Origin of the sequence: Streptomyces sp. NPDC002573 (assembly GCF_042889625.1) — a bacterium.
GTDB classification, from domain to species: domain Bacteria; phylum Actinomycetota; class Actinomycetes; order Streptomycetales; family Streptomycetaceae; genus Streptomyces; species Streptomyces gibsoniae.
In genome coordinates this window covers 108,428-133,974 of the sequence record NZ_JBIARC010000011.1, presented here as the reverse complement: position 1 = coordinate 133,974, position 25,547 = coordinate 108,428, and the positions used below count along the sequence as shown (strand labels likewise).

24 protein-coding genes and 2 pseudogenes are annotated in these 25,547 nt (G+C 73.5%); 12 read left to right on the top strand and 14 right to left on the bottom strand.

Annotated elements, in window-relative coordinates:
• Positions 1-90 precede the first annotated feature (90 nt).
• The 4 genes from ACFYX0_RS13690 (at position 91) to ACFYX0_RS13675 (ending at position 4,237) form a co-directional block, all read left to right on the top strand.
• The gene (locus ACFYX0_RS13690) at positions 91-1,218 is read left to right on the top strand and encodes an NADH:flavin oxidoreductase (RefSeq protein WP_388969991.1); all 1,128 of its coding nucleotides are present in this window, start codon (positions 91-93) and stop codon (positions 1,216-1,218) included.
• A gap of 345 nt (positions 1,219-1,563) precedes the next feature.
• Entirely contained in the window at positions 1,564-1,893 is a 330-nt protein-coding gene (locus tag ACFYX0_RS13685; protein ID WP_388969989.1) for an MFS transporter, read from the top strand.
• Positions 1,894-1,976: 83 nt separating this feature from the next.
• Positions 1,977-3,527, top strand: a complete 1,551-nt coding sequence (locus ACFYX0_RS13680; RefSeq protein WP_388969987.1) for a carboxylesterase/lipase family protein — start codon at positions 1,977-1,979, stop codon at positions 3,525-3,527.
• Positions 3,528-3,604: 77 nt separating this feature from the next.
• Positions 3,605-4,237 (top strand): DedA family protein, encoded by a 633-nt coding sequence (locus ACFYX0_RS13675; protein ID WP_388969985.1) that lies wholly within the window; start codon positions 3,605-3,607, stop codon positions 4,235-4,237.
• Positions 4,238-4,265: 28 nt separating this feature from the next.
• Here ACFYX0_RS13675 and murQ read toward each other — a convergent pair whose 3' ends face one another.
• Positions 4,266-5,201: an N-acetylmuramic acid 6-phosphate etherase gene (gene murQ / locus ACFYX0_RS13670; protein WP_355907221.1), complete on the bottom strand. Its 936-nt coding sequence runs from the start codon at positions 5,199-5,201 to the stop codon at positions 4,266-4,268.
• 47 nt (positions 5,202-5,248) lie between these two features.
• Positions 5,249-6,187: a MurR/RpiR family transcriptional regulator gene (locus ACFYX0_RS13665; protein ID WP_355907218.1), complete on the bottom strand. Its 939-nt coding sequence runs from the start codon at positions 6,185-6,187 to the stop codon at positions 5,249-5,251.
• Between the two features lie 57 nt (positions 6,188-6,244).
• Here ACFYX0_RS13665 and ACFYX0_RS13660 point away from each other — a divergent pair, with 57 nt between their 5' ends.
• On the top strand, positions 6,245-6,628 hold the full coding sequence (locus tag ACFYX0_RS13660; protein WP_311694536.1) for a hypothetical protein: 384 nt from the start codon (positions 6,245-6,247) through the stop codon (positions 6,626-6,628).
• Positions 6,625-6,909 carry a DUF4031 domain-containing protein gene (locus tag ACFYX0_RS13655; RefSeq protein WP_355907214.1) on the top strand — a complete coding sequence of 95 codons (285 nt, stop codon included), beginning with the start codon at positions 6,625-6,627 and terminating at the stop codon, positions 6,907-6,909. Before ACFYX0_RS13660 ends, ACFYX0_RS13655 begins: the two co-directional genes overlap by 4 nt.
• A 181-nt stretch (positions 6,910-7,090) precedes the next feature.
• Here the strand turns inward: ACFYX0_RS13655 and ACFYX0_RS13650 are convergent, their stop codons facing one another.
• From ACFYX0_RS13650 to ACFYX0_RS13635, 4 genes and pseudogenes are all read right to left on the bottom strand, one after another.
• Positions 7,091-8,170 carry a GNAT family N-acetyltransferase gene (locus tag ACFYX0_RS13650; RefSeq protein ID WP_388969983.1) on the bottom strand — a complete coding sequence of 360 codons (1,080 nt, stop codon included), beginning with the start codon at positions 8,168-8,170 and terminating at the stop codon, positions 7,091-7,093.
• Between the two features lie 27 nt (positions 8,171-8,197).
• Positions 8,198-8,842, bottom strand: coding sequence for a hypothetical protein (locus ACFYX0_RS13645; protein WP_388970062.1), 645 nt, complete (start codon positions 8,840-8,842; stop codon positions 8,198-8,200).
• Positions 8,843-9,277: 435 nt separating this feature from the next.
• Positions 9,278-9,370, bottom strand: a pseudogene (locus tag ACFYX0_RS13640) (hypothetical protein); the annotation flags it as partial.
• 197 nt (positions 9,371-9,567) lie between these two features.
• Positions 9,568-9,801: pseudogene (locus tag ACFYX0_RS13635) on the bottom strand (type I restriction-modification system subunit M N-terminal domain-containing protein); the annotation flags it as partial.
• 151 nt (positions 9,802-9,952) lie between these two features.
• Between ACFYX0_RS13635 and ACFYX0_RS13630 the strand changes: the two are divergent.
• Entirely contained in the window at positions 9,953-10,642 is a 690-nt protein-coding gene (locus ACFYX0_RS13630; RefSeq protein WP_388969981.1) for a copper homeostasis protein CutC, read from the top strand.
• Between the two features lie 2 nt (positions 10,643-10,644).
• Here the strand turns inward: ACFYX0_RS13630 and ACFYX0_RS13625 are convergent, their stop codons facing one another.
• Entirely contained in the window at positions 10,645-12,714 is a 2,070-nt protein-coding gene (locus tag ACFYX0_RS13625) for a HelD family protein (RefSeq protein WP_388969979.1), read from the bottom strand.
• A 335-nt stretch (positions 12,715-13,049) separates the two neighbouring features.
• On the opposite strand from ACFYX0_RS13625, the gene ACFYX0_RS13620 reads away from it, so the two are divergent.
• Entirely contained in the window at positions 13,050-13,238 is a 189-nt protein-coding gene (locus ACFYX0_RS13620) for a hypothetical protein (protein ID WP_355907196.1), read from the top strand.
• 124 nt (positions 13,239-13,362) lie between these two features.
• On the opposite strand, the gene ACFYX0_RS13615 is transcribed toward ACFYX0_RS13620, so the two are convergent.
• Positions 13,363-15,006: a DNA repair helicase XPB gene (locus ACFYX0_RS13615; RefSeq protein ID WP_388969977.1), complete on the bottom strand. Its 1,644-nt coding sequence runs from the start codon at positions 15,004-15,006 to the stop codon at positions 13,363-13,365.
• A gap of 66 nt (positions 15,007-15,072) precedes the next feature.
• On the bottom strand, positions 15,073-17,649 hold the full coding sequence (locus tag ACFYX0_RS13610; protein ID WP_388969975.1) for a helicase-associated domain-containing protein: 2,577 nt from the start codon (positions 17,647-17,649) through the stop codon (positions 15,073-15,075).
• 170 nt (positions 17,650-17,819) lie between these two features.
• Between ACFYX0_RS13610 and ACFYX0_RS13605 the strand changes: the two genes are divergently transcribed.
• Both ACFYX0_RS13605 and ACFYX0_RS13600 read left to right on the top strand, forming a co-directional pair.
• Entirely contained in the window at positions 17,820-18,851 is a 1,032-nt protein-coding gene (locus ACFYX0_RS13605) for a hypothetical protein (RefSeq protein WP_388969973.1), read from the top strand.
• A gap of 63 nt (positions 18,852-18,914) precedes the next feature.
• Positions 18,915-19,532: an HAD family hydrolase gene (locus ACFYX0_RS13600; protein ID WP_388969971.1), complete on the top strand. Its 618-nt coding sequence runs from the start codon at positions 18,915-18,917 to the stop codon at positions 19,530-19,532.
• 60 nt (positions 19,533-19,592) lie between these two features.
• Here ACFYX0_RS13600 and ACFYX0_RS13595 read toward each other — a convergent pair whose 3' ends face one another.
• Entirely contained in the window at positions 19,593-19,844 is a 252-nt protein-coding gene (locus ACFYX0_RS13595) for a hypothetical protein (protein WP_311694547.1), read from the bottom strand.
• 174 nt (positions 19,845-20,018) lie between these two features.
• On the opposite strand from ACFYX0_RS13595, the gene ACFYX0_RS13590 reads away from it, so the two are divergent.
• Positions 20,019-20,402, top strand: a complete 384-nt coding sequence (locus ACFYX0_RS13590; RefSeq protein WP_311694548.1) for a cold-shock protein — start codon at positions 20,019-20,021, stop codon at positions 20,400-20,402.
• A gap of 28 nt (positions 20,403-20,430) precedes the next feature.
• Here the strand turns inward: ACFYX0_RS13590 and ACFYX0_RS13585 are convergent, their stop codons facing one another.
• The 4 genes from ACFYX0_RS13585 to ACFYX0_RS13570 form a co-directional block, all read right to left on the bottom strand.
• Complete coding sequence (locus ACFYX0_RS13585; RefSeq protein ID WP_388969969.1) at positions 20,431-21,291, bottom strand: 1,4-dihydroxy-6-naphthoate synthase; 861 nt, start codon at positions 21,289-21,291, stop codon at positions 20,431-20,433.
• Complete coding sequence (locus tag ACFYX0_RS13580; RefSeq protein WP_388970060.1) at positions 21,275-21,973, bottom strand: futalosine hydrolase; 699 nt, start codon at positions 21,971-21,973, stop codon at positions 21,275-21,277. Before ACFYX0_RS13580 ends, ACFYX0_RS13585 begins: the two co-directional genes overlap by 17 nt.
• Before the next feature lie 47 nt (positions 21,974-22,020).
• On the bottom strand, positions 22,021-22,482 hold the full coding sequence (locus ACFYX0_RS13575; RefSeq protein ID WP_355907174.1) for a DUF2771 domain-containing protein: 462 nt from the start codon (positions 22,480-22,482) through the stop codon (positions 22,021-22,023).
• A 71-nt stretch (positions 22,483-22,553) separates the two neighbouring features.
• Positions 22,554-23,972: an MFS transporter gene (locus tag ACFYX0_RS13570; protein ID WP_388969967.1), complete on the bottom strand. Its 1,419-nt coding sequence runs from the start codon at positions 23,970-23,972 to the stop codon at positions 22,554-22,556.
• A gap of 401 nt (positions 23,973-24,373) precedes the next feature.
• On the opposite strand from ACFYX0_RS13570, the gene ACFYX0_RS13565 reads away from it, so the two are divergent.
• Complete coding sequence (locus ACFYX0_RS13565; RefSeq protein ID WP_388969965.1) at positions 24,374-25,300, top strand: DUF3027 domain-containing protein; 927 nt, start codon at positions 24,374-24,376, stop codon at positions 25,298-25,300.
• The last annotated feature ends 247 nt before the right edge of the window (positions 25,301-25,547 follow it).

Sequence of the window (25,547 nt, the reverse complement as noted above, 5' to 3'; positions counted from 1 at the left end):
GCGAGGTACCGCTCGGCGGTTGTTTTATGGGATGCAACAATGCGTGTGCACATACCAACCGGTTAGCAGCGTCACCCACGAGGAGCCCACGTGACCGTCGCCCCCTCTCCCGCCTCCCGCGCGGCCCAGATCCTGTCCCGGCCGATCACCCTCAACGGCCTCACGGTCCCGAACCGGATCGCGATGGCCCCGATGACCCGCATGTTCTCCACGGACGGCGTCCCCGGGGAGGACGTCTCGGCGTACTACGCCCGCCGTGCGGCCGCCGGTGTCGGTCTGATCGTCACCGAGGGCACCTACGTGGGCCACGCGTCGGCGGGTCAGAGCAGCCGGGTGCCGCGCTTCCACGGCGAGGAGCAGCTGGCGGGCTGGGCGAAGGTCGCCGAGGCGGTGCATGCGGCGGGCGGCACGATCGTCCCGCAGCTGTGGCACGTCGGCATGGTCCGCGAGGAGGGCCGGCCGCCGTTCGCCGACGCCCCCGCCGTCGGCCCCTCGGGTCTGCGCATCGGCGCCACCGAGGCCACCGGCAAGGCCATGGACCGGGCCGACCTGGACGCCGTGATCGGCGCGTTCGCGCAGGCCGCGGCCGACGCCGAGCGCATCGGCTTCGACGGTGTGGAGATCCACGGCGCCCACGGCTACCTTGTCGACCAGTTCCTGTGGGAGGGCACCAACCGCCGTGCCGACGCCTACGGCGGCGACCCCGTGGCCCGTACGAAGTTCGGTGCGGAGGTCGTGGCCGCCGTACGGGAGGCGGTCTCGCCGGAGTTCCCGGTCATCTTCCGCTACTCGCAGTGGAAGCAGGACGCCTACGACGCCCGGCTCGCGGAGACCCCCGAGGAGCTGGAGGCGATCCTGACCCCGCTGGCCGCGGCCGGTGTCGACGTCTTCCACGCCTCCACCCGCCGCTACTGGCTGCCGGAGTTCGACGGTTCGGACCTCAACCTGGCGGGCTGGACCAAGAAGCTCACGGGCAAGCAGGTCATCACCGTCGGCTCGGTGGGTCTGGACGGCGACTTCATCAACGCCTTCCAGGGCGACGGCGCCCCGGTCAAGGCCATCGACAACCTCCTGGACCGCCTGGAGGCGGAGGAGTTCGACATGGTCGCGGTGGGCCGAGCCCTGCTCCAGGACCCCGAGTGGGCGGCGAAGGTCCTGGCGGGCCGGTTCGACGAACTGGAGTCGTACGACGCGGCGGCGGTGCAGACCCTGTACTGATCCGCGCCCGGCCGGTACCGCTCCCGTCGGGCGCGGTACCGGCCGCAGCGGCCCGCCACCGGAGGAGGGGCTCTCGCAGAGGATTTCCTTTGCTTAAGTCAATCAATCGACTTAAGATTGACTGAGTCAATCACGCTTGCGCTCCGACGAAGGCACCCTTCATGTCCGACGCACCCGCCCGGCCCGCCGAGGCCGGGCCGTCCGCGGCGCCGAGATCGAACGTCCTGGTCGCGGTGCCCGCCTTCGGCGGCATCGTGGTCTCGCTGATGCAGATCCTGGTGATCCCGATCGTCCCCGAGCTGCCGAAGCTCCTGGGCGCCTCCTCCTCGGACAGCCACCCCGGTGATGGGCCGCCTCGGAGACATGTACGGCAAGCGCCGCATGCTGCTGACCGGGCTCGCGATGCTGGTCGCCGGCTCGGTCACCGTCGCCCTCAGCGACGCCCTCACCCCGGTGATCGTGGGACGCGCCCTCCAGGGCCTCGCCTCCGGTGTCATCCCGCTCGGCATCAGCATCATGCGCGACGAACTGCCCGCCGAACGGCTGGGTTCGGCGACCGCGATGATGAGCGCCTCGCTCGGTGTCGGCGGCGCCCTCGGCCTGCCCGCCGCCGCGGTCATCGCCGAGAACTTCCCCGGCGTCCGCCGGGTGCGCGGCGGAGTGGTCCCGTGGTGACGGGATCACCCGCCGCGCGCCGTTCGTTACGGGAACGGGCACACCGTGCGCCGTTTCTCGCGATCGAGCAGTGGAGGTCATCGATGACGTCATCCGGGTCCCTCGCTCCGGGCGCCGACACGTCCGCTCCCGTGGTGCGCACCGCCGCCGGTGCCGTCCGCGGACGCCGGGAGGACGGACTCGCGGTCTTCCGCGGTATCCCGTTCGCCGAGCCACCGGTGGGCGAGGGGCGCTTCGCGGCGCCGCGGCCGGTGCGCGCCTGGGACGGCACCCGCGAGGCGTACAGGTTCGGCCCGCCGCCCCCGCAGGAGGCCGGGATCCAGGGCCGTGCCCGCCCGGTCGACGCCGCGCTCGGCGACGACTGGCTGACCGTCAACGTCTGGACACCGGACCTCGATCCGGCCGCCCGCCGACCGGTCATGGTGTGGATCTACGGCGGCGCCTACAAGGTCGGCCACGCCGGCAGCCCCGGCTACGACGCCCGGCACCTCGCCCGGGACGGCGACCTCGTCGTCGTCACCTTCAACTACCGCGTCGGCGTGGAGGGGTTCGCCCGTATCCACGACGCTCCCGCCAACCGGGGCCTGCTGGACCAGGTCGCGGCCCTGGAGTGGGTGCGGGACAACATCGCGGCGTTCGGCGGCGACCCCGACCAGGTCACCGTCTTCGGCGAGTCGGCCGGCGCCGGCTCGGTCGCCGCGCTGCTGGCCATGCCCCGCGCGGCCGGACTGTTCCGGCGGGCGATCGCCCAGAGCGTGCCGGGCACGTACTTCTCGGACGAGTTGGCGCGGGACATCGCGACCGCTCTCGCCGCGGAGGCGGGGCTGTCCCCGACGGCCGCCGCTCTGGCGGCCGTGGACCCCCGCCGGCTGACCGACGTGGGAGAGGCGCTGGGCGCCAAGATGGCCCAGTACCAGGACCGGTGGGGACAGGCCGCCCCCACCGCGACCCCCTTCTCCCCGGTCGTCGACGGCGAGGTGCTGCCCACCACGCCCTGGCGGGCGCTGGCGTCGGGCGCGGGCCGGGACATCGATCTGGTCACCGGGCACAACCGGGAGGAGTTCCAGCTGTTCCTGGTCCTCGGCGGAATGCTCGGGAAGATCACTGATGAGCAGGTGACGGGGGCCCTGCGGCTGCTCGCGCCGGGCCCGGACGGCGAGCGGGCCTACCGGGACGCGTTCCCGGACACCACGGCCGACGAGATGTACGAGCGGATCCAGTCCGACTGGCTCTTCCGCATGCCCACGCTGCATCTGGCCGAGGCGCAGACGGCGGGCGGCGGGCGGGCGTTCGCGTACGAACTGACCTGGCCGGCCCCGGGCAGCGGGGGAGTGCTGTGCGCCTGCCACGGGCTCGACATCCCGCTGGTGTTCGGCACGTTCACCGCCGACCTCGGCGCCCTGCTGTTCGCGGGCGCGGACCCGACACCGGAGGCCGAGGCGCTCTCGGCCCGCTTCCGTGCGTCCTGGACGGCGTTCGCCCGGACCGGGGACCCGGGCTGGCCGGCCTACGACACCGGGCGACGGCAGGTGCAGATCCTCGACGCACAGCCGACGGTCACGGCGTACCCGGAGGAGCGGTCGCGGCGCATCTGGGAGGGCTACGAGTTCTCCGAACTGCCGCTGCTCGGGTGAGACGGCGCCTTCCCCTCGCGTGACGGACCATGGAAGCCGGTGCCGAACGCCGAAGCCCGACCGCCCGGAGACCGCCGATGACCCAGCCCCCGCTTCCCGGAGTCCTCGCCGACGTCGCGCCGGTCCTGGACCACTGGGGCTATCCGGCCGTCGCCGGGCTGGTGTTCCTGGAGGACTTCGGCGTGCCCGTCCCCGGCGAGACGATCCTGATCGTCGCCGCCGTGTACGCGGGCGCGGGCCGGCTGAACCTGATCCTGGTGGCCGTCATCGCCTTCGTCGCCGCGGTGGCCGGCGACAACGTCGGCTATGCGATCGGCCGCTTCGGCGGCCATCGGATGGTGGAGCGCTACGGCCGCTACGTCCTGCTCACCCCGGCCCGCGTCGCCAAGGCGGAGGCCTTCTTCGCCCGGCACGGCAGCAAGATCGTCGCCGTGGCGCGGTTCGTCGAGGGGCTGCGCCAGGCGAACGGCATCATCGCCGGGCTGGCCGAGATGCCCTGGCGGCGTTTTCTGCTCTTCAACGCGCTCGGCGCCGCCCTGTGGGTCGGGGTGTGGGTCACGTTCGGCGCCCTCGCCGGATCCCATCTGGAGACGCTGTACCCGGCGATCGCTCGCTACGAGTTGTACTTCCTCGTCGCGCTGGCCGTCCTCGTGGTGCTCCTCGTCGCCCGCCATCTGCACCGCCGCCGCAAGGAGCGGGCCGAGGGGTAGTACGAGGGCAGGGGCGGCCGCGCCCCGGTCAGTCCGCCGCCTTCTCCAGTGCCGTACGCAGACGGCCGTCGCTCTCGGCGAGGAGCCGGGCCGCCGTCGGGCCGTCCACCGCGCCGAGGATGGTCAGGATCGCGTTCTTGACCTCGCCGTCCGTGGCCGCGAGAGCCTGTTCGATCTCCTTGTCGTCGGCGCCCGTCGCGAGCGCCACGATGCGCCGGGAGCGGGCGCGCAGCTTGTCGTTGGAGGCGCGCACATCGACCATCAGGTTCCCGTACGTCTTGCCCAGCCGGATCATCGTGATCGTCGAGATCATGTTGAGGACCAGCTTCTGCGCCGTGCCCGCCTTCAGCCGGGTCGAACCGGTCAGCAGTTCGGGGCCGACCACGATCTCGATGCCGTGGTCGGCGGCCGCCGCGAGGGGGCTGTCCGCGTTGCAGGACAGGCCGACCGTGAGCGCGCCGGCCGCCCGGGCGTGCTCCACCGCGCCGAGTGCGTACGGCGTGCGCCCCGAGGCCGAGACGCCGACCACCGTGTCACGGGCCGTCAGCCCCAGTGCGTCGAGGTCCTGGGCCGCCAGCTCCCGGGAGTCCTCCGCACCCTCCACCGAGGTCACCATCGCGCCGGGGCCGCCCGCGATCAGTCCCACCACCTGCGAGGGGTCCGTGTTGAAGGTCGGCGGGCACTCGGAGGCGTCGAGGACGCCGAGCCGCCCGGCCGTGCCCGCACCCGCGTACACCAGCCGCCCGCCCCGGGCCGTCCGCTCGGCGACGGCGTCGATCGCGGCGGCGATCTGCGGCAGCCGCGCGGCGACCGCGGCCGGCACGGTCGCGTCCTCGCCGTTCATGATCCGCGCGATCTCGAAGGTCGGCAGCCGGTCGATCTCGGCCAGCTCGGGACGGAACGCCTCGGTGGTCAGGGACTCCAGCTCTGCTCGCAGATCACGCGGGTGGGACGAGGAGGTCATCGGGCGCGGCTCTTTCCGGTGCGGCACTGCTCTGAGGGGAGGACGGGCTATCTCTTCGTCGCGCCGCGGGGGTGGTGACGGTGTGCCAGGGCCTCGTAGGACGCGGCCAGTGCCGGTGCGGCGGCCTCGTACGTGCGCTGTGCCACGCCGACGAACAGGCAGTCCACCACGAGGAGCTGGCTGGTGCGGGACGACATCGCGGCCGGCCTCAGTTCGCTCTCGCGCGCGGTGGAGGTGGTCAGGACGTGGTCCGCGTACTGCGTGACGGGCGCGTCCGGACGGCCGGTGACCGCGACGGTGGTCGCCCCGCGCTCGAAGGCCACCCGCAGCGGTTCGATGACGTCGCCGGTGGAACCGGAGTGCGTGATCGCGATCGCCACGTCCTTGGCGCGCAGTTGCACGGCGTTGGTGACCGCGAGATGCGGATCGCTGTGCGCATGGGCTATGAGCCCTATCCGCAGCAGCTTCTGGACGAGGTCCTGGGCGACGAGCCCGGACGCCCCTATGCCGTACACATCGATACGGCGGGCGCCGGCGAGCGCGGTGACGGCGGCGCCGAGCTGCACGGTGTCGAGACCGGCCGCGGTGTCGGCGAGGGTCTGCTGCTCGTCGTAGGCGAGTTTCGCGACGACGTCCGCGATCGGGTCGTCGACCGCGATGTCGGCGGTGACGGACGGGGCGCGGCCCGACTGCTGCTGGGCGGCGAGGCCGGCGAGGGCCAGCCGCAGGTCCCGGTAGCCCGGATAGCCCAGGAGGCGGGCCGTACGCACCACGGTGGCCTCGCTGGTGCCGGTGCGCTCGGCGAGACCGGTGACCGTGAGCGCCGCGCACCCGGCCGGGTCCCCGGCGACCGCCTCGGCGACGCGCTGCATGGACCGGGTCATGGAGGGCGCCAGGGTACGCACCTTGGCGGCGAGGGCGGCGGGAGCGGGCGGCGCGTCCTGGCCCGATGAACCGCGGAAAGTTTCCTTCACACGCTGGGTCACAATGTGAAAGATATTTTCCGTTCGGACGTCCGGTCAAGAGTTGCGCACAATGGGGGCATGGATCCCATCAGCCCCCTGGAGCAGGCCCTGCACGCGGCCCGGGCCCTGGTGCTCGCCGACCTGATCGCGGGCGAGGTCGCCGAGGCGGATGTCGTCTCGCTCGTCGAGGACTCCGTCGCCCAGCGGCGATGGTGGGTCGAACAGTGGCCCGACGGCATGGACTACGTCGCCGGGCTCGTCGCCCAGGACGTCCAGGACGCCCTGCTGGAGCGGTACGGACGCTGGCCGCTGTGCCCCGTCTGCGGCTCCGGCGACCCGCACGCCCTCGACGTCGAGCCCGAACTCGGAGCCGATCCGCACTGGGTGTGCCCGAAGGCGGGCGTGAAGGTCGCGGCGGTGGGATTCCTGGGGCGGGCCACGGGCGGGATGCCGTCCTCGTGACGGTCTATATCGACCCGCCCACCTGGCCGGGCCACGGCCGGCTGTGGTCCCACCTGGTCAGCGATGTCTCGTACGACGAACTGCACCGGTTCGCCGAACGGCTGGGAGTGCCGCGCCGGGCCTTCGAGCGCGACCACTACGACCTGCCCTCCCACCGCTACCCGGACGCCGTCCGGGCGGGCGCGGTGGAGGTGGACAGCCGCGAGGTGGTGCGCCTGCTGCACGCCTCCGGCCTACGGCGGCGCAAGGGCACGGCCGCCGCGCGCCGGTCAGCCTTCTAGGGGGCGCCTGACAGTTCCCGCCGGGCGCACGACGCCTGGCACGGCACCTCGCCGCGTTGTCGGATCACCCGAGTACGTCCAGTACGCGGGCGATCCTCCGCCTTGCGATGCTCCCCCACTGCCTGAAAGGCGTGGGGGCACCCCCAGCACCGGACGCCGCGCGCTGCTCCGACGCGAATTGTCAGACACCCCCTAGCTCGTACGCCACCTGCGTGCCGTTCTCGCCGGTCGTGCCCACCCGCCGGAACCCGGCGCGCGAGACCACCGCGTGCGAGGCGTGGTTGTCCTCGTTCACGACCGCGTGCAGGGCGCGGACGTCGTCCCGGACCAGGGCCCGTGCCGTCAGGGCGCGCAGGGCCTCGGTCGCGTAGCCCTGACCGCGGGCGGCCTCCGCCAGGTCGTAGCCGACCTCCGCGCGGCCGTCCTCGTCGGGGGCGCCGTGGAAGCCCATGCCGCCGATCGCGCGGCCGTCCTCCTTGCGTACGAGGATGTACAGGCCCCACTCCGGCCGGTACATCCCGTTCTCGTACGCGGCCACCACCATCCCGGAGGCTTCCCGCGTGCCGTGGAAGGGCCCGCCCTCGATCCACTCGAACCCCCCGTCTCCGCCCAGGAACAGATCACGGGCCGCCGCGGGCGTGACGCCCTCCAGGGTCAGGCGTTCCGCCGGGACCACTGGGGTGTTGTGCCAGCGCCACTCGGTGACCGGGGCGCGGCCGGGCAGATCGCCGCGTCCGGTGGCCCACAACAGGGTGGGCCAGGGCGCCGGTCCGGGCTGGACCTGCGGGAAGATCCGGGTCAGGACGTCCTCGCACAGCTCGGCGGGCGCCTCGTACGCGAGCCCCAGACCCTCGGCGATGTCATGGGTGTGCAGCAGGACTTCAACGATGCCCATCGCGGCAAAGCCCTCGCGGTTCACGCTGCGGAAGGGATACGGGTGGAAGGCGCGCACCCCCGGCGGGGTGGTCCGGACGGCCGCGGAGAGCAGGGCGCCGGTCGCCTCGATGACATCCAGCGCGCCCGCCGCGTCGGTGCCCTCGTCGAGGGTGATGTCGAAGGGCACGTACGCGTCCTGTGCCCGGCCCGCCAACTGCCCGGCGTAGGCGACGAGATCGCCCGCGATGTGCTCCGCGGTCCGCAGGCAGCTCCACTCCAGCCGCCCGGCCTTCACCCCGTCCCAGTCCCGGTCCGTCGCCGTGCGCAGCAGCCTCGTACAGCTCGCCACGGCCTCTTCCACCCGTTCCCCACCCATGCTCCGCATGCGGGCAGGCTAGGAGACCGCCCGTGCTCAGGTCGACAGCATTTCCAGTTCCGAGGCGATGTTGTAGCGGGCCGTCGCCTCCCAGTGGTCCTGCCCGTACGGGGTGTGGAACAGCCTTGGCAGGCCGAGGAGTTCGCGCAGGATCGCGGAGCGGCCCGTGCGGAAGGCGTCGCCCGGGACGAAGCCGTACTCCTCGCGGACGGCGGCGGTGTAGGCGGCGTACGCGGACGGGGGCGCCGCGAGGATCGCGAGGTCGGCGTCGCACAGCACCTGGCCGTCGCGGTCGTCGTCGGCCGGGGCGTGGGTGACGGTGAGCCGGACCAGCCGGGCGACCTCGGCCGTCCGCTCCTCGGTGACCCCGGCCTCGGGCAGGGCGCGTTCGGCGAGTCGGGCGGAGCGCTCCTCGTTCTCGGAACGGTCGGGCAGATAGACGGCGTCGTGGAACCAGGCGGCCAGCCGCACCACGTCGGGATCGTCCGCGTGCTCCCGCAGCACGTCGATGTGGTCGAGGACCGCGGTGAGATGCGCGAGCGTGTGGTACCGGCGCTGCGGCTCCTGCCAGCGGGCGAGCAGGTTCTCGGCGTACGGGGCGGGATCGGGACCGCCGGCCGGTCCCCGGGCCCCTTCGAGGGCCCGGGTCCAGCGTGCGCGCAGGGCTTCGAGATCGGCCATGCCGCCATTGTCCTCGTGGTGGCGCGGTGGTTCGACCGGGGAGTGCTGTGCGTGGTGCCGCACGGGCCCTTCAGGGACTACGCGCTGTCCTCGCGTTTCCAGAGGCTGCCGGTGAAGGCACGTGGCCGGATCGAGGCGAAGGGTTCGTCGAGGGAGTCGAGTTGGGTCAGGTACGCGGCCTTCGCTCGGCCGATCTCCTCGAGGCGCCGCTCGAAGGCCCGCTGTTCCGTGAGCGGCGGCAGGCTGATGGCGGTGGTGGTCGCCCCGGTGACCCGCGGGAGGACGTGGGCGGCGCGCCACCCGCTTCAGCCCCTCGGCGCTGACGGCGCCGTAGAACGCGTCACTCATGTGCACCATGGCCACGCCGTCCTCGACGTACGCCTCGACCAGGAAGCCGGCGGTGCCGCAGGCGGGGTCGCAGATCTCGTCGCGGAGGCTGGGCTCGGTCATCTCGGCCATCAGCCGGACGATGTGCCGGGGGGTGCGGAACCGTCCGTTCTGCCCGGCGGTGGCGATCTTGCCGAGCATGTACTCGTACAGGTCGCCGTTGGTGTCCTTGTCCTGCAAGGGGATGCCCTCCAGGAGGAGGACGACCCTGGAGAGCAGGCCGGGGGTCGGGACGGTGAAGCGGGCGTCCTGTGGTGCGCGTACGTGGAGTCCTCGCCGTCCAGGGTGCGCAGTTGGGGGAAGACCTTGTCGGCGACCGTGCGGTACATCCGCGCCGGTTCGTCGTCCTTGAAGTTCCCCCAGCGCAGGTCCTGTTGATCAGGGCCGAAGAAGGGGGCGGAGTCCGGGACGCCGCGCCGGCACGTCCGGTCCCTGGCCGTCTGGAACTCGTCGAGGCGGCGGACGAAGAGCAGATGGGTGATCTGTTCCAGCACCTCCAGCGGGTTGGAGATGCCACCGGTCCAGAAGGCGTCCCAGACGCGGTCCACCGTGCTCCTCAGCGCGCCCGTCATCGCGCGGGGATCCTACGGCGATGCGGCAGGACCGGACGGCGCGGAAGGGCCGGCTCGGCCGGTGCCGTCTCCCTGTGGGCGTCCCGTCGTCGTACGCTTGGATTGGACTAGACCTGTAGTCGCTCCAGGGAACACCAACGAAAGGGGTCCTATGAGCTCGCGTGCAGTCCTGGAGGTGATCGCCCTCGGTCCCGAGGACGCGGTCGCCGCCCAGGCCGGAGGTGCGGACCGCCTCGAACTGGTCACCGACATCGCCGCCGACGGGCTGACCCCGCCGGTCGCGGCCTTCGCCGGGATCCGCGACGCCGTCGACATCCCGCTGCGCGTGATGCTCCGGAAGCGGGACGGGTTCGCGGCCGGTGACGCCGGGGCGCTCGCCCGTGCCGCGTGCGAGCTGCGCGCGGCCGGTGCCGACGAGTTCGTGCTCGGGTTCCTCGACGAGGACGGCGGGCCCGACCTGGAGAACGTGGAGCGGCTGCTCGCGGAGCTGGACGGCTGCCGCTGGACCTTCCATCGCGCGATCGATCACGCCGCCGACCGGGACGCCCTGCGCAAGCAGCTCGCCGAGCTGCCGGGCCTGGACACCTATCTCACCGCGGGCTCGTCCGACGGTGTGGACGACGGTCTGCCCACCCTGGTCGCCGAGGCCGCCCGGCACGGTGAGCCCGGCTACACCCAGCGGCTCATGGTCGGCGGCGGCCTCCGCCTCGAGCACGTCCCGCGGCTGCGCGCCGCCGGCGTGGACGCCTTCCACATCGGCGGCGCGGCCCGCCCGGCCGGCTGGACCGGGCCGGTCTCCGCGCAGGCCGTACGGGAGTGGCGTACGGCCCTCGACGGCTGATCTCAGCCGAGCTCGGGCGGCAGCGGGGCCGCGTGGGTCACGATCAGGCCCGAGACGGCACGGGTCAGGGCCACATACAGACGGCGCAGGCCCGTCCGCTCGTCCGGCTCGCCGTCGACGACCGCCTGCGGCTCGTCGAGGACCACGTAGTCGTACTCCAGACCCTTCGCGAGGGACGCCGGGACGAGGGTCAGCCGGGTCTCCTCGGTCGTCTCCTCGCCGGGGCCGAGGTAGCCGATGCCCGCGGCGGTGAGCGCCTCGGCGAGCACGGGGACCCGGGCGTCGGCCGCGATCAGGCCGATCGAGCCCTCGTGGCGCAGGGACTGCATGCAGGCGGCGACCACGTCGGCGGTGTCCGTGACCGGGCGCACCTCGAAGGAGCCCGGGCTCTCCCGGACCGACGCCACGGGCGTGAGCCCGGGCGCGATGTGCGGCAGCAGCCGGGAGGCGTAGGTGATCACGTCGGTCGGCACACGGAAACCGGCCGTCAGCTCCTCGATCATCGCGTCCTGCTTGCCCAGGTGGGCGAGCGCCTCCTCCCAGCTGCGGGTCGCCCAGGGGGTGGTGCCCTGGGCGAGATCGCCGAGCACGGTCGCCGAACCGGTGGTGCAGCGCCGGCCGACCGCCCGGTACTGCATCGGGGAGAGGTCCTGCGCCTCGTCGAGCACGACATGCCCGAGCGAGTGCGTGCGCTGGACCAGGTCGGTGGCCTCGTCGATCAGCACGGCGTCCGCGGGCGACCAGCGGGCGGACTTCACCGAGCGCACCGGCTTCGTCCAGAGGATCTCCTTCTGCTCGTCGTCGTCGAGCAGCCCCGCGGCGTGCCCGGCGAGGAACTCGGCGTCCGTGAGCAGCCGCAGGACCAGCTTGGCCGGGTCGACCGGCGGCCAGATCGCCTTGACCGCCGCCTTCACGGCGGTGTTGCGGGCCACGGCGTCCTGCACCCGGTCGTCCGGCGCCTCCCCGGCCCGCTCCATCTGGACCAGCACGGCGTGCGCGATCCGCTGCGGCAGGGCCTCGCGGGCGGCGCCGTAGCGGATGTCCCGGTCGAGCAACTCCCGGACGATCTGCTCGAGTTCGTACGCGGACACGCGCCAGCGCCGGGAGCCGCGCACCACCACGACGGGCTCCGTGGGAAGCGTCACATGCGCGCGGACGGCCCGCCGGAGCACCTCCGCCATGCGCGCGTCGCCCTTGACGACGGCGGCGGCCGCCGCGTCCGTCCCGCGGACCTCGACATGCGCCACGAGGTCGTCCACCGTCGCCTGCCGCACCTCCAGCTCGCCGAGCGCGGGCAGCACCTGCTCGATGTAGTGCAGGAAGGACGCGTTCGGTCCGATGACGAGGGTGCCGGTGCGGGCGAGCCGCTCGCGGTGGGCGTAGAGGAGATAGGCGACCCGGTGCAGGCCGACGGCCGTCTTTCCGGTGCCGGGGCCGCCCTGCACACAGACCGTGCCCGAGAGCCCGGACCGCACGATCTCGTCCTGCTCGGGCTGGATCGTGGCCACGATGTCGCGCATCGGGCCGACGCGCGGGCGCTCGATCTCCTGCTGGAGCAGCTTGCTGGCGGCGCCGGTCTCGGCGGGGTCGGACAGATGCTCGTCCTCGTACGCCGTGAGGTCGCCGCCGGTGTAGCCGAAGCGGCGGCGCAGCCCGATGTCCATCGGGTCCTTCTTCGAGGCCCGGTAGAACGGCTGGGAGACGGGCGCGCGCCAGTCGATCACCATCGGGTCGCCGTCGGCGTCGTGCACATGCCGGCGCCCGATGTAGAAGCGCTCGCCCTCGGCGCCCTCCGCCTGGTCGGCCCCGGGAGCGTGCAGATAGTCGAGGCGGCCGAAGAACAGCGGCGTGTGGCTGAGGTCGGCGAGGGCCTTGATGCGCTCGTCGATCTGGCGGGCGAGCACCGCGGCGTTGACCCAGTTCGCGGTGACATCGCGGATGTCGAGGTTCTCCACGTCCTCGCGCATCGCGCGCAGCGCGGCCCGGGAGGCGGCGAGGTGGGAGCGTTCGCGGGAGAGGGGGTCGGCGTCGGAGAGGCCGGGGCGGGGGTCGGGGGCTGACGGGGTGGACACGGAAAGCTGCCCTCCGGGGCGGTGGCTGCGTCGCGAGGACGGGTGGCGGTGGTGCCGTCCGGTTTCCGGCCGGACGACGGCTCTCCGTGAAGGGAGGCGGGCAAGAGAGGAGATTTTAGGTGACGGCGTCCGTGGCGGCCAGTGGATTTCCCGGCGCCCGGGGCCGCCCGCGACCGGCGCCCCGGTGACGGGCGGGCCGTGTCCCCCTAAGGGCCCCTAGGGGGAGGGGTCCCTCCGGAGTACGACACCGGGGGACCGGAAGGGGTACGGGAGAGCCGCGCAGGTTACGTCCTTGGGCCGACGCCATTCGGGGCCGGTGGTTCCACCATGGATACATGAGCGCAGTGACCTTCACACCCGCCCGGCACGGCCCGCCGACCGGTGCCACCGCCCTGGAGGGCAAGCACCGGCGTCATCGCCTCGGGGACGCCCTGCGCGCCGCCAAGGTGTTCCTGGGCGCCGCGATCGACGTGGTCCTCCTCGGCGAGTACGGGGAGGAGTCGGGAGTCCGCAGCCGCCGGTGACGGCGGTTCGCCGGGCACTTCCCGCCCCAGCCGGGCTCCGCCGCCCGGACGCAAGGGGGCCGGCCCGCATCCTGACGGACCGTGACCCCTCGTGCGCCTGCTGTGACTTCGGGGTTCTCGACCCTCAGTTCTCGGCCAGCAGTTCGTCCGCGTCCATGATCCGGTACGCATAGCCCTGTTCCGCCAGGAAGCGCTGACGGTGGGCGGCGAAGTCCTGGTCGATGGTGTCGCGGGCGACCACCGAGTAGAAGTGCGCCTGGTGGCCGTCGGCCTTCGGGCGCAGCACCCGGCCCAGCCGCTGGGCCTCCTCCTGGCGCGACCCGAACGTCCCCGACACCTGGATGGCGACGGTCGCCTCCGGCAGGTCGATGGAGAAGTTCGCGACCTTGGAGACGACGAGCACGTTGATCTCGCCCTCGCGGAAGGCGTCGAAGAGCTTCTCGCGCTGCACGTTGGAGGTCTCGCCCTTGATGACGGGCGCGCCCAGGTGCTCGCCCAGCTCGTCCAGCTGGTCGATGTACTGGCCGATGACCAGGATCTGCTGCCCCGCGAAGCGCCGCACCAGCGCCTCGGTCACCTTCCGCTTGGTGTCGGTGGTGGCGCAGAAGCGGTACTTCTCCTCGGTCTCGGCGGTGGCGTACGCGAGCCGCTCGGAGTCGGTGAGGTTCACCCGCACCTCCACGCAGTCGGCGGGGGCGATATAGCCCTGGGCCTCGATCTCCTTCCAGGGCGCGTCGAACCGCTTGGGCCCGATGAGGGAGAACACGTCCGACTCGCGGCCGTCCTCGCGCACCAGCGTCGCGGTCAGCCCGAGCCGGCGGCGCGCCTGGAGGTCCGCCGTGAACTTGAAGACGGGCGCGGGCAGCAGATGCACCTCGTCGTAGACGATGAGTCCCCAGTCGCGGGAGTCGAACAGCTCCAGGTGCGGGTAGACACCCTTCCGCTTGGTGGTGAGCACCTGGTACGTGGCGATGGTGACCGGCCGGATCTCCTTGCGCGTACCGGAGTACTCGCCGATCTCGTCCTCGGTGAGCGAGGTCCGCTTCACCAGCTCGTGCTTCCACTGCCGGGCGGAGACGGTGTTGGTGACCAGGATCAGGGTGGTGGCCTTGGCCTGGGCCATGGACCCGGCGCCGACCAGGGTCTTGCCCGCGCCGCAGGGCAGCACGACGACTCCGCTGCCGCCGTGCCAGAAGTTCTCCACGGCCTGCTTCTGGTAGGGCCTGAGCGCCCAGCCGTCCTCGGCCAGCTCGATCGGGTGCGCCTCGCCGTCGACGTATCCCGCGAGGTCCTCGGCGGGCCAGCCCAGCTTGAGCAGTACCTGCTTGATCTGCCCGCGCTCGGAGGGATGCACGGCGACCGTGTCCTGGTCGATCCGGGTCCCGACCAGCGGGGCGATGCGCTTGGACCGCAGCACCTCCTCGAGCACGGGCCGGTCGGTGGTCGTCAGGACCAGACCGTGGGCCGGGTGCTTGCTGAGGGTCAGTCGTCCGTACCGGTCCATGGTCTCGGCGATGTCGACGAGCAGGGCGTGCGGCACCGGATAGCGGCTGTACTGCACGAGGGCGTCGACGACCTGCTCGGCGTCGTGCCCGGCGGCCCGGGCGTTCCACAGCCCGAGCGGGGTCACCCGGTAGGTGTGGATGTGCTCGGGCGCCCGCTCCAGTTCGGCGAACGGCGCGATGGCGCGACGGCAGTCGTCGGCCTGCTCGTGATCGACTTCGAGAAGCAGGGTCTTGTCGGACTGAACGATGAGCGGACCATTCACGCGCGGCACCCTTTCCGTGTGGCCAACAGCTCGGCCAAACGTCCAGTGTGCCTCATCCGGGGGTGATCACAGTTGGTCGTCCGCCAGCTCGGCCACTCCCGTGACCCGGTGCAGCGGATAGGTGCGGACCTCGTCCGCCGTGTGGTCGTACGCCGTGACGAAACCGCCCTCCACCCGCAGCGGGGCGATGACCCGCTGGGAGGCGGTGCCCTCGGCGTTGACGTAGCCGATCCACAGGGCGGTGCCGGTGAGGACGGCGGCCTGCATGGTGGCCAGGGTCTCGGCGGAGGTGGTGCGCGGCAGGTCGCCGTCGGCGGCGGGCTCCGGGCCGGGCTTGCGGGCCGCCGTCGAGGCCAGGTCGCCGGCCCGGATGGCGCGCAGCGCCGCGGTCAGGAGTGTCGCGTCGGGCGTCGGCGGCCCGTCCGGGACCGGCTCCGGCGCGGTGCGGGGCGGGGTGCGGTGGGCATGGGCCCGGGTGATCAGGACGTCGCCCTCCGCGGACTCCGCGGCCGGGGCGAAGCCCATGGCGCGCAGCCCCTCCAGGAGTGTCGCCGGGTCGGCCCCCGCGGCGAGGACCGTCGGGGCCAGCCGGCGCAGGCGCAGCGAGGCGGAGCGCTTGTCGGCGAGGATCTCGTTCAGCACGCTGTCGTCGTCGCAGCGCACATACGCCGAGGCCGCCCCGACGCGCAGATGCCCGTGCCTGCGCGCCACGTCGTCGATCAGATAGGCGAGCGGCTGCGGCACCGGAGTGCGGGAGTGCGCGGTGAGGAACGCGTGCAGATCGCTCGCGCTGCGTCCCGCGTCCAGGGCGCGGCGCACGGAGGCGGGCGTGAAGCGGTAGACCGTCGCGCCGCCCTTCGACTCGACGTCCGCGAGCACCCCGAGCATGTCGGCCAGCGGCCGCTGGAGCGGACCGGGGGCCACCGCCGTCAGGTCCGCCTGGAGCAGCACATGGTCCAGCGGCTCGGGCAGCAGCGGGGCGAGCAGCGTCGCGGCGCGGTCGGCCGCCGCCGCCCGGTCGGCCGCCGTGAGGGGCTCGCGGAGCGCGGGAGGGTGGTGCCGGTGGTGCACCGGGAGCTTGTCGCCGGGGCCGGCCGGCTCGGCGGCCGGGGCGTGCTCCGCGGCGTCACCGAGCAGCGCACGGCCGTGCGCGGACAGCGCCCCGCGGCCCGTGACACCCAGCAGCTCCGCCTCGGACAGCGCCCACTCGGCGAGGCGGCCGCGCAGGTCCTCCGCCGTGGGCTGGGCGCCGCGCAGCGGGCGTTCCCAGCGGAGCCGGGCGAGGACCGAGTCGTGGCCGGCCGCCGCGCCCTCGGGCAGGCCGGCGAGCAGGGCCAGCACCCGGTGGCGGACCTCGGGGGCGGCGGAGCGGTCAAGCCCGGGGCCGAGCGCGGACAGTGCGCGGTCCTTCGCGTCCCGGCCGCCGACCAGGCCCGGCGCGCGGGTCGCCGCCAGCCAGGCCGTGGCCAGCCGGGTCCACCGCACGGCGGGGGGCAGTTCGAGCCACTCGTCGTACGCCGGGGTCGCCGCGTACCGCTCGTCCGCCTCGCCGTCGGAGGCCAGCAGACCCGCCGCGTAGGCGAGTTCGACCCAGAAGGCGGCCATGGGCTCGGGCACGTCGAGCGCCACCGCGGTCCGCTTCAGGTCGCGCACGCTCAGGCCGCCCGCGCGCAGCACCGAAGGACCGCCCTCGTCCCAGTCCTTCAGCAGCTCCTCGACGGTCGCGAGCGCGGTGTACGCCTGCCCGGCCGCCGTCGCGTCCACCATCTGCGGACGGTGGGTGGCGGCGGTCGTGAGGGCGGGCGGCAGCGGCTCGGTGTGCCGGTGGGCGCGGCCGGACCGCAGATGCAGGGCCACCTCCCGGGGCAGGACGACGGTCCCCGGGGCGGTCGGCAGCAGCAGCCCGCGGTCGAGCAGCCAGCGCAGCCGCGGCGCGGGATCCGGGGTGACCTGGCCGTACGGCGGTCCCCACACCAGGCGGGTCAGCACCTCGAGGGACTCGGCGGGGGCGGTCGCGAGAAGCGCGGCCATCCGGGTGCGGTCGGCGAACAGGGCGGTCAGGGAGGCCGTCGCGGACACGGCGTCATGGGTGCTGGGCAGCCCGGTGACCGTAAGGATCTCCTGGACCCGGCCCGGGGACATGCCGGAGGCGGCCTCGGCGACGGTCGGGCCGAGACCGGTGGGCGAGGGGTGCTGCGGGGACGGGGAGAGCAGCTCCCGGGCCGTGCGCACGAGGCGGAGGCGGTCGTCGGGGCCCCAGGCCAGGGCCTGTTCGCGCAGGACGGCGAGGGCGCGGGGGAAGGCCTCGGCGACGGCCGGGTCGGCCTCAGCGCCGCCGTCCCCGGCCATCAGATCCAGCAGTTCGTCGTACGACGCCGGGTCCGGGGCCACGGCCAGGGCCTCCGCCGTCTGGAGGGCGAACCGGTCGAGGCGCTCCAGCGCGCGGACGACGCTCGCCCGGGTGGCGGCGCGGGTCGCGAGCTGGGTGAGGTCGGTGGGGACGGGGGTGATGAGGTCCGGGCGGGCGCGCAGGAGGGCGGACAGGGAGGCGTCGTCCCGCGCACGCAGGGACTCGGCCAGTGAGCGGGGCGCGGCGGCGCCGGTGCCCGCGGCTTCCTTGCGTGAGCGCTGCTCGGGGGTCATCCGGTCAACCGTAGCGGGTGACCCCCCTTCCTAGCCCGTCCGGCACCTGAGGAGCGGGCCGGCCGGGCCGTGGCGGCCGGCGGGGCCGACGGGAGATCCGGGCGCAGCTCACGGGAAGCGTCCGCCGGGATACGGTACGTACCGACAGCGGCCCACCTCGGAGGGGCTTCGTGGGGATCGAGAGCGACCAGATCGTCTTCGACTATCTGAGCCGGGTCGGAGACGTGGCCCAGCAGCGTCAGCTGCCGTCGGCCGCGCGGATGCGGCTCGTGTCCGGGCTGCGCGAGGAGATCGACCGGCGGCGGGCGAAGTCCCCGGTGGACAGCCCGGCAGCCGTCCGGCGCATCCTCGACCGGCTGGGCACCCCGGACGAGGTCGTGGCCGCCGCCTCCGAGGACACCTCGGGCGGTGCCGTGCCGAGCCGTCCCGCGGCCGTCCCCGAGCAGCGGTCGAAGGGCTTCGAGGACTCCGGCCGCCCCAGGGGCCTGCGCCGTGTCGTGCCCCGCCCCCGCCCCGCCGAGCCCGGCCCCGCGGGCCCGCCCCGGAACGCCGCCTCACCGCCGCATCTGGCCGGTGCCGACGAGCTGGGCGACAGCGCCGTCCGGCCCGACTGGTGGCGGGTGGACGGCGCCCCCGGCGGCGGGTTCGCGCTCGGCGACCCCGTACCGGGGTTCACGGGCGGGGTGGAGATCCCCGAACTGCTGAAGCCGCCGCCCGCGCCGGGCGGTGGGCCGAAGCCGGACGGCGGCGGGGAACCGGCCGGCAAGGAGCCGAAGGGGAAGGAGCCGGCCGCGGCGGAACCCGTCGTCGAGGCCGCCCCCGCCGCCAAGGAGCGCGCCGCCCGCCGTCGGCTGCCCCTGCTCACCGCCCGGAGCAACCCGCTGCTGCTGCTGGCCGCCGGGCTCCTCGTCGCCGGGGCCGTGCTCGGCAACTGGTTCACCCTCGGTCTCGGCTGGCTGATCGCCTGGGGCTCGCGCCGGCTGACCCCCGCCGAGTCCAAGTGGGCGGTCATGGTGCTGCCCGGTCTGGCCGTCGCCTCGGGGATCGTCTGGCTCTGGGGCCGCACCAGTGGCCGCTGGGGCGATCCGATCGCCCAGGGGCACATGAACGACGCCGTCGCCCAGACCTGGCCCTGGGTGGTGCGGGGAGCGGCCGTCGCCTCGGCCCTGTATCTGGTGTGGCGGTCGCAGCGGCAGAAGTGAGGCACGGTCCGGCGGGCGGAGCCGCCTCCGGTGCCCACCCGGGGCGCTGGGACAATGGCTCCCATGACGTCTCGCGCCCTCACCGTCGGCTTCGACCTCGACATGACCCTGATCGACTCCCGGCCCGGGATCCACGCCTGCTACCGGGAGCTGTCGGCGCGGACGGGAACGTACATCGACGCCGACCTCGCGATCACCCGGCTCGGGCCCCCGCTGGTGGACGAACTGGTCAACTGGTTCCCGGCGGAGCGGATCGACGAGACGGCCGATCTCTACCGCGCGATGTACCCCGCTATCGCGATCGCCGCGACGCCCGCCCTGACCGGCGCCCGTGAGGCGATCGAGGCCGTGCGGGCGGCCGGCGGGCGCGCGATCGTCGTCACCGCCAAGTACGAGCCCAACGCGAAGCTGCACCTGGAGCACCTCGGGATCGAGCCGGACGAGGTGATCGGCGACCTGTGGGCGGAGCAGAAGGCGGAGGCGCTCCTGGAGCACGCGGCCGGCGTCTACGTCGGCGACCACGTCGGGGACGTGCGCGGCGCCCGCAAGGCCCGCGCGTACTCGGTCGCCGTGGCCACCGGCCCCTGCCCCGCCGAGGAACTGCGGGCGGCGGGCGCGGACGTCGTCCTCGCCGACCTGACCGAGTTCCCCGCCTGGCTGACGGAGTACGCGGCCCGGTAGAGCGACGGACCCCGGCGGTCCGTCAGGAGAGCCTCGGTCCGCCGGGACGACGCCCGTCCGTCAGGAGCGTGCCTCGCGGGCCCGTTTGCGGCCCTGCGCGATCGAGCGCAGCAAGCCCGCGCCGGCCAGCAGGAAGCCGACGGCCATGAGCATGCTCAGGCCGTACAGGAACGTCGGGAAGGGCTTCGTCCCGAGCAGGAGCGGGGCCACGGTGACCAAAGTGGCCACCGCTCCGATGAAGAAGACGATCGCACCGGCACGGATCAGCCGGTCGCCGGCCGCGGCGGAATTCGCTTGGGTTTCGTCACGCACCGGACCAGGGTAGTTCCCGTCGCGAGGAACGACTCGGCGACGTCTTGCCACCGGCCCCCGGACCATTAGCCTTGGTACCGGCGGGTCCGGGGACCCGCTGCAGTGCTCTTCAGAGCGGTTTCCCGAAATACTTTGCAGACGCAGTTTCCGACGAGTACGAGGACGAGGACAGACGTGCCTACCGGCAAGGTCAAGTGGTTCAACAGCGAGAAGGGCTTCGGCTTTCTCTCCCGCGACGACGGCGGCGACGTCTTCGTCCACTCCTCGGTTCTCCCCGCCGGAGTCGATTCCCTGAAGCCGGGACAGCGCGTGGAGTTCGGAGTGGTCGCCGGTCAGCGCGGTGACCAGGCGCTGTCCGTCACCCTTTTGGATCCGACGCCCTCGGTCGCGGCCGCCCAGCGCAAGAAGCCGGACGAACTGGCCTCCATCGTCCAGGACCTGACGACGCTCCTGGAGAACATCACCCCGATGCTGGAGAAGGGCCGCTACCCCGAGAAGGCCTCCGGCAAGAAGATCGCGGGCCTGCTGCGCGCGGTCGCCGACCAGTTGGACGTCTGAGCGCGCGCGAGCCGGTCCGGAGCCCCCGTCAGGGGAACGCCAGCGCCTTCGGGCCGAGGGACGGCACCAGCCCCTCGGCCGCCGCGCGTGTGAGCAGGCCCCGGACAGCGGCGTAGCCGTCCTCGCCCAGGTCCGCGGTGAACTCGTTGACGTACAGCCCGATATGCGCGTCCGCCACCGCCGGATCCATCTCCTGGGCGTGCTCCATGACATATGCACGGGAGGCCTCGGGGTCGTCCCAGGCCGCCCGCACGGAGGCCCGGGCGGACTCGGCGAGCAGCTTCAGCGTGTCCTCGCCCAGCGAGCGCCTGGCGATGATCGCGCCCAGCGGGATGGGCAGCCCTGTCGTGGCCTCCCAGTGCTCGCCCATGTCGGCGAGCTTGTGCAGCCCGTAGTTCTGGTAGGTGAACCGGGCCTCGTGGATCACGAGCCCGGCGTCGACCTTCCCGTCCCGCACGGCCGGCATGATCTCGTGGAACGGCATGACGACGATCTCGCCGACGCCTCCCGGCACGGTGTCCGCGGCCCACAGCCGGAAGAGCAGATACGCCGTCGACGTCTCGCTCGGCACGGCGACCGTCCGCCCGGTGAGCGGGGCGTCCGGCTCCCGGGTGAGCACCAGCGGCCCGCAGCCCCGCCCCAGCGCGCCCCCGCACGGCAGCAGCGCGTACTCGTCCAGGACGTACGGCAGCACCGCGTACGACACCTTCAGCACATCGAACTCACCGCGCTCGGCCATGCCGTTGGTGATGTCGATGTCGGCGAAGGTGACGTCGAGCGCCGGTGCGCCGGGAACGCGGCCGTGGGCCCAGGCCTCGAAGACGAACGTGTCGTTCGGGCAGGGGGAGTAGGCGATCTGCAGGGGCCGGGACTCAGTGGGTGCGGTCATGCTGTGTCCAACTCTCGAGTACGTGCGCGAACTTCCCGAAGCCCTCGGTGAGGGCCGCGAAGGCGTCGCCGATGCGCCAGGCGGCGCGGTCGCGGGGGCCGACGGGGTTGGAGACGGCCCGGATCTCCACGACGGGCGTGCCGTGCGCGGCGGCCGCCTCCGCGACGCCGAAGCCCTCCATCGCCTCGGCGAGCGCGGACGGATGCAGGGCGCGCAGCTCCGCGGCGCGCCGGGCGCTGCCGGTGACGGTCGAGATGGTGAGGACGGTGCCGGTGAGCGCACCGGAGGCGGCCGCGAGTTCTCGTACGAGTGATGCGGGCGGCCGGTGGCTGACGGTCCCGAACCCGAGGTCGGTGACCGGGAGGAAGCCGTCCGGGGTCTCGGCACCGAGGTCGGCGGCCACGATGTCGTCGGCGACGACGAGCGCGCCGAGGGGGGCGTCCGGGGCGAAGCCGCCCGCGATGCCGGCGCTGACCACGAGGTCGTAGGGGGCACCCGCGAGCGCGGCGGCGGTGAGCGCGGAGGCGGTGGAGGCGGCGGCGAGGGCGGGCCCGACCCCGACGGCGAGGAGGTCCACGGCACCGGTCCGGTGCAGGACGGCCGCGGGCAGCGGCACCTCGGTCACCGGCCCTGGAAACGCCCTGGCCACCGCGTCCCGTTCGGCCGGGACGGCGGTGGCCACCAGGATGCCGCCCCCGCGAGCGGGGGGCGCCTCGACGGACGGCGTGGTCAGGATTCCTTCTTGAGCTTGAAGGTCCACAGACCCGTCACCTTGTTCTCGCCCTCCTTGATGGAGACGAGGGTGGTGTTGCCGCTCGCGCCGTACTGCGCGTTGAAGAACACGCTGCCCGGGATCGTGCGGTACGTCTTCTTGCTGGAGTCGGTCAGCGGCTGACCGTTCATGAGGATCGTCCAGCCGTTGTCCGCGATGGCCGGGTCCACGCCGAACCGGACCGTCGCATCGGGGTCGGCGCTGATCGTCTTGATGTCCTTGGACTTCAGGCACTTCGCCAGATCCGCGGCCGCGACTTCGTTGCCGTCGTTGTAGCAGTCGGTCTGGGAGCTCACCGAGTCCGTGCCGACCGTGACGGTCGCGAGCGGCGTCGGCTTGTTACAGGCGGACAGCAGGAGAAGTCCGGCGGAAACGGCGCCGAGGGCGGCTACGGCGCGGCGGGAACGCAGTGCGGTCATGGCCGAAGGCTATCGGGCGCGTCCGGTCCCCTCGCCACGTGGGGTGCGCGACGTGCCGCGTACTCGTGCGATCAGGTGCCCGCGCGGGTGCCGCGGCGGGCCGAGGCGAGCAGACCCCGTACGGTCGCCAGCCAGCCCGCGGCGACGAGCGCGGCGCCCACCACGAGCCCCAGCACCCCGTTCAGCGGCAGCACGATGCCGATCGCGCCGCCCAGCACCCAGGCCACCTGGAGCAGCGTCTCCGAGCGTGCGAACGCCGAGGTCCGCACCAGCTCCGGCACGTCCCGCTGGATCAGCGCGTCCAGCGACAGCTTGGCGAGCGCCTGGGCGAACCCGGCGACCGCCGCCAGACACGCCACCAGGAACGCGCCGAAGAAGAGCGCCGCGGTGATCGCCGTGCCCAGCACGATGGCCACGACCGTCACGATGATCACTTCCGGGGCGCGGGACCTCAGCCAGGAGCCGACCGCCGTGCCGAGCGCGTTGCCCGCGCCCGCCGCGACGCCGACTATGCCGAGCGACACCGCGGCGCTCTCCCCGGTGAGCGGGTGCTCGCGCAGCAGGAAGGCGAGGAAGAAGATCAGGAAGCCGGACAGACAGCGCAGGGCGGCGTTGGCGGCCAGGGCGTGGGTGACGGCGGGGCCGACCGTGCGCAGCCCCGGGCGGCGCCCGTTCGTCCGGCGGCGCGGCCCGTGCAGGTGTTCGGCGTCCGCGGCGAGCAGCGCGACGTCCTCGCCCTTGGCGGAGTCGACCTTCGGGGGCAGCGAGAACGACAGAAACGTCCCCGCGACGAAGATCAGGAAGGCCCCGTAGAGAGGCCACGCCGGTCCCATGGTGTGCAGGCCCGCGCCGATCGGGGCGGCCACGCCGGTGGCGAGGAGACCGCCGAGAGTCACCCGGGAGTTGGCCTTCACCAGGGAGAAGCCGGGCGGCAGCAGCCGGGGCACCACGGCGCTGCGGACCACCCCGTACGCCTTGGAGGCCACGAGGACGCCGAGCGCCGCCGGGTACAGCTCCAGGCTTCCGCTCGCGACCGATCCCGAGATGATCAGCGCGAGCAGGGCCCGGGCGAGCATCGCGCCGGCCATCGCGGCCCGGCGGCCGTGCGGCAGCCGGTCCAGGAGCGGGCCGATCACGGGGGCGAGGACCGTGAACGGTGCCATCGTGATGGCCAGATAAAGGGCCACGCGGCCGCGGGCCTCGTCGGTCGGCACGGAGAAGAAGACGGTGGAGGCGAGGGCGACGGTGACCATGACGTCGCCGGCACCGTTCACGGCGTGCAGCTCGATCAGCTTGCCGAGTCCGGACTCGCCGGCGCCGTGCGCGTGCGTCACCTTGCGGATGCCCCGGGCGGCGCCGGTGACCGGGAGATGCAGGGCACGGCCGACCGCGCGGACGGAACCGCCGAACCGGCCCGAACCGCCACCCCGGCTGCGTCCTTCGGCCCCGCCCACCCCGGCGGCTTCGTGGGACGACCTCGCGGCTGCCACCCCGTCATAGTGCCCCGAGAAGGCCGGGGGTAGTGCGGTTACCGCGCGGATCGGGGCGCGTGGTGTCTCGCACAGGACGGGCGCGGGCGCGCGACGGGCCGGGCGCGCCGGACGGTCCGGAGACCGCGCCGACGCCGTACCGGCCCGGCTCGGAGGGCCCGTCTCCGGGAAAGCGCGGCCACTCGGTGTGGGCCCCGGGGCGCGGAGAGGGTAGCGTGCGTAGCGCGTCGTGGCGATTGTTCTCGGCCGCGCGCCTCTCATCCATCCCGCAGAATGGATGGGGTAGGTGCGCCCGAGTGCGATCGGGCGCGGACGTCGACGCGGTCCTCCGGTCCGCTCCGTTCGCACCCGCAGCCGGGAATGGCGCACCCGTGAGACGGCGTAGGAGAGAAGCGATACCTGTGAGCGCAGCGACAACGCGAAGCCGCACCCCCGACCGCCTGTGCGCCGAGGCCGTCGACCTCGCCCGCGCTGCCGCCGAGGAGGTCGCCGCGCCCGGCGTCGTCGGCGAGCACACCGGGATGGTGGCCGAGGGCGACCGCGTTGTCACCCACTTCTTCGAGTGCAAGGAGATGGGGTACCGCGGCTGGCGCTGGGCGGTGACGGTCACACGGGCGTCCCGTGCGAAGATCGTCACGCTCGACGAGACGGTGCTGCTGCCCGGCCCCGACGCGCTGCTCGCGCCCGAGTGGGTGCCGTGGAGCGAGCGGCTGCGCCCGGGCGACATGGGCCCCGGCGACCTGCTGCCGACGGACGCCGAGGATCTGCGCCTGGAGCCCGGCTTCTCGGGCGAGGAGGAGCCCCCGCCGAACTCCCCGGTCTCCGGCGAGATGGCGGAGCTGGTCGAGGCGGAGGACGTGGAGGTGACCGCGGGCGTGCCCGCGAACCTGCCGATGGCCCCCTCGCGCGGCTCGATCGCCGCGGTCGCGGAGGAACTGGGCATGCGCCGCGCCCGGGTCCTGTCCCGCTACGGACTGCATGTCGCCGCCGACCGCTGGGAGGAGGCGTTCGGCTCGAAGACGCCGATGGCGCAGGCGGCGCCCGCCTCCTGTGTCAGCTGCGGCTTCCTGGTGGCGCTCGGGGGCTCGCTCGGCCAGGCCTTCGGCGTGTGCGCGAACGAGTTCTCCCCGGCCGACGGCCATGTGGTCTCCCTCGCCTACGGCTGCGGCGGCCACTCCGAGGCGGCCGTCATGCCCAAGGCTCCGCAGCCGCCCCCGCCGGTGGTCGACGAGACGAAGGTGGAGCCGTTCCCGCTGCGTCCCTCTCCGGACTCGGGTTCGGTACCGGTCGTGGCGGACGAGGCGGCGGCCGAGCTGGGGCACTCCTAGGAGCGTCCCCCTCGGGGCCCGCCCGTAGGAGCGACCCCGCCGAGGCCCCGCCCCGCGCGCCCTCGTCAGCGGCTCTTTCGCCGCTCTCGCCCGGCCCTCCGACGTGCCGTGACGGCCCTGTCCGCGACCCCCGGTCCGGCCCCGGCCGACCCGTCCGGCCACCGCGCGACACGGCCGTGCGGGCCGCGGCGAGGGGCCCGGGGGAGCCACCCCCGGGAACGGCCGGTCCGGCAGACGGTACTTTCGT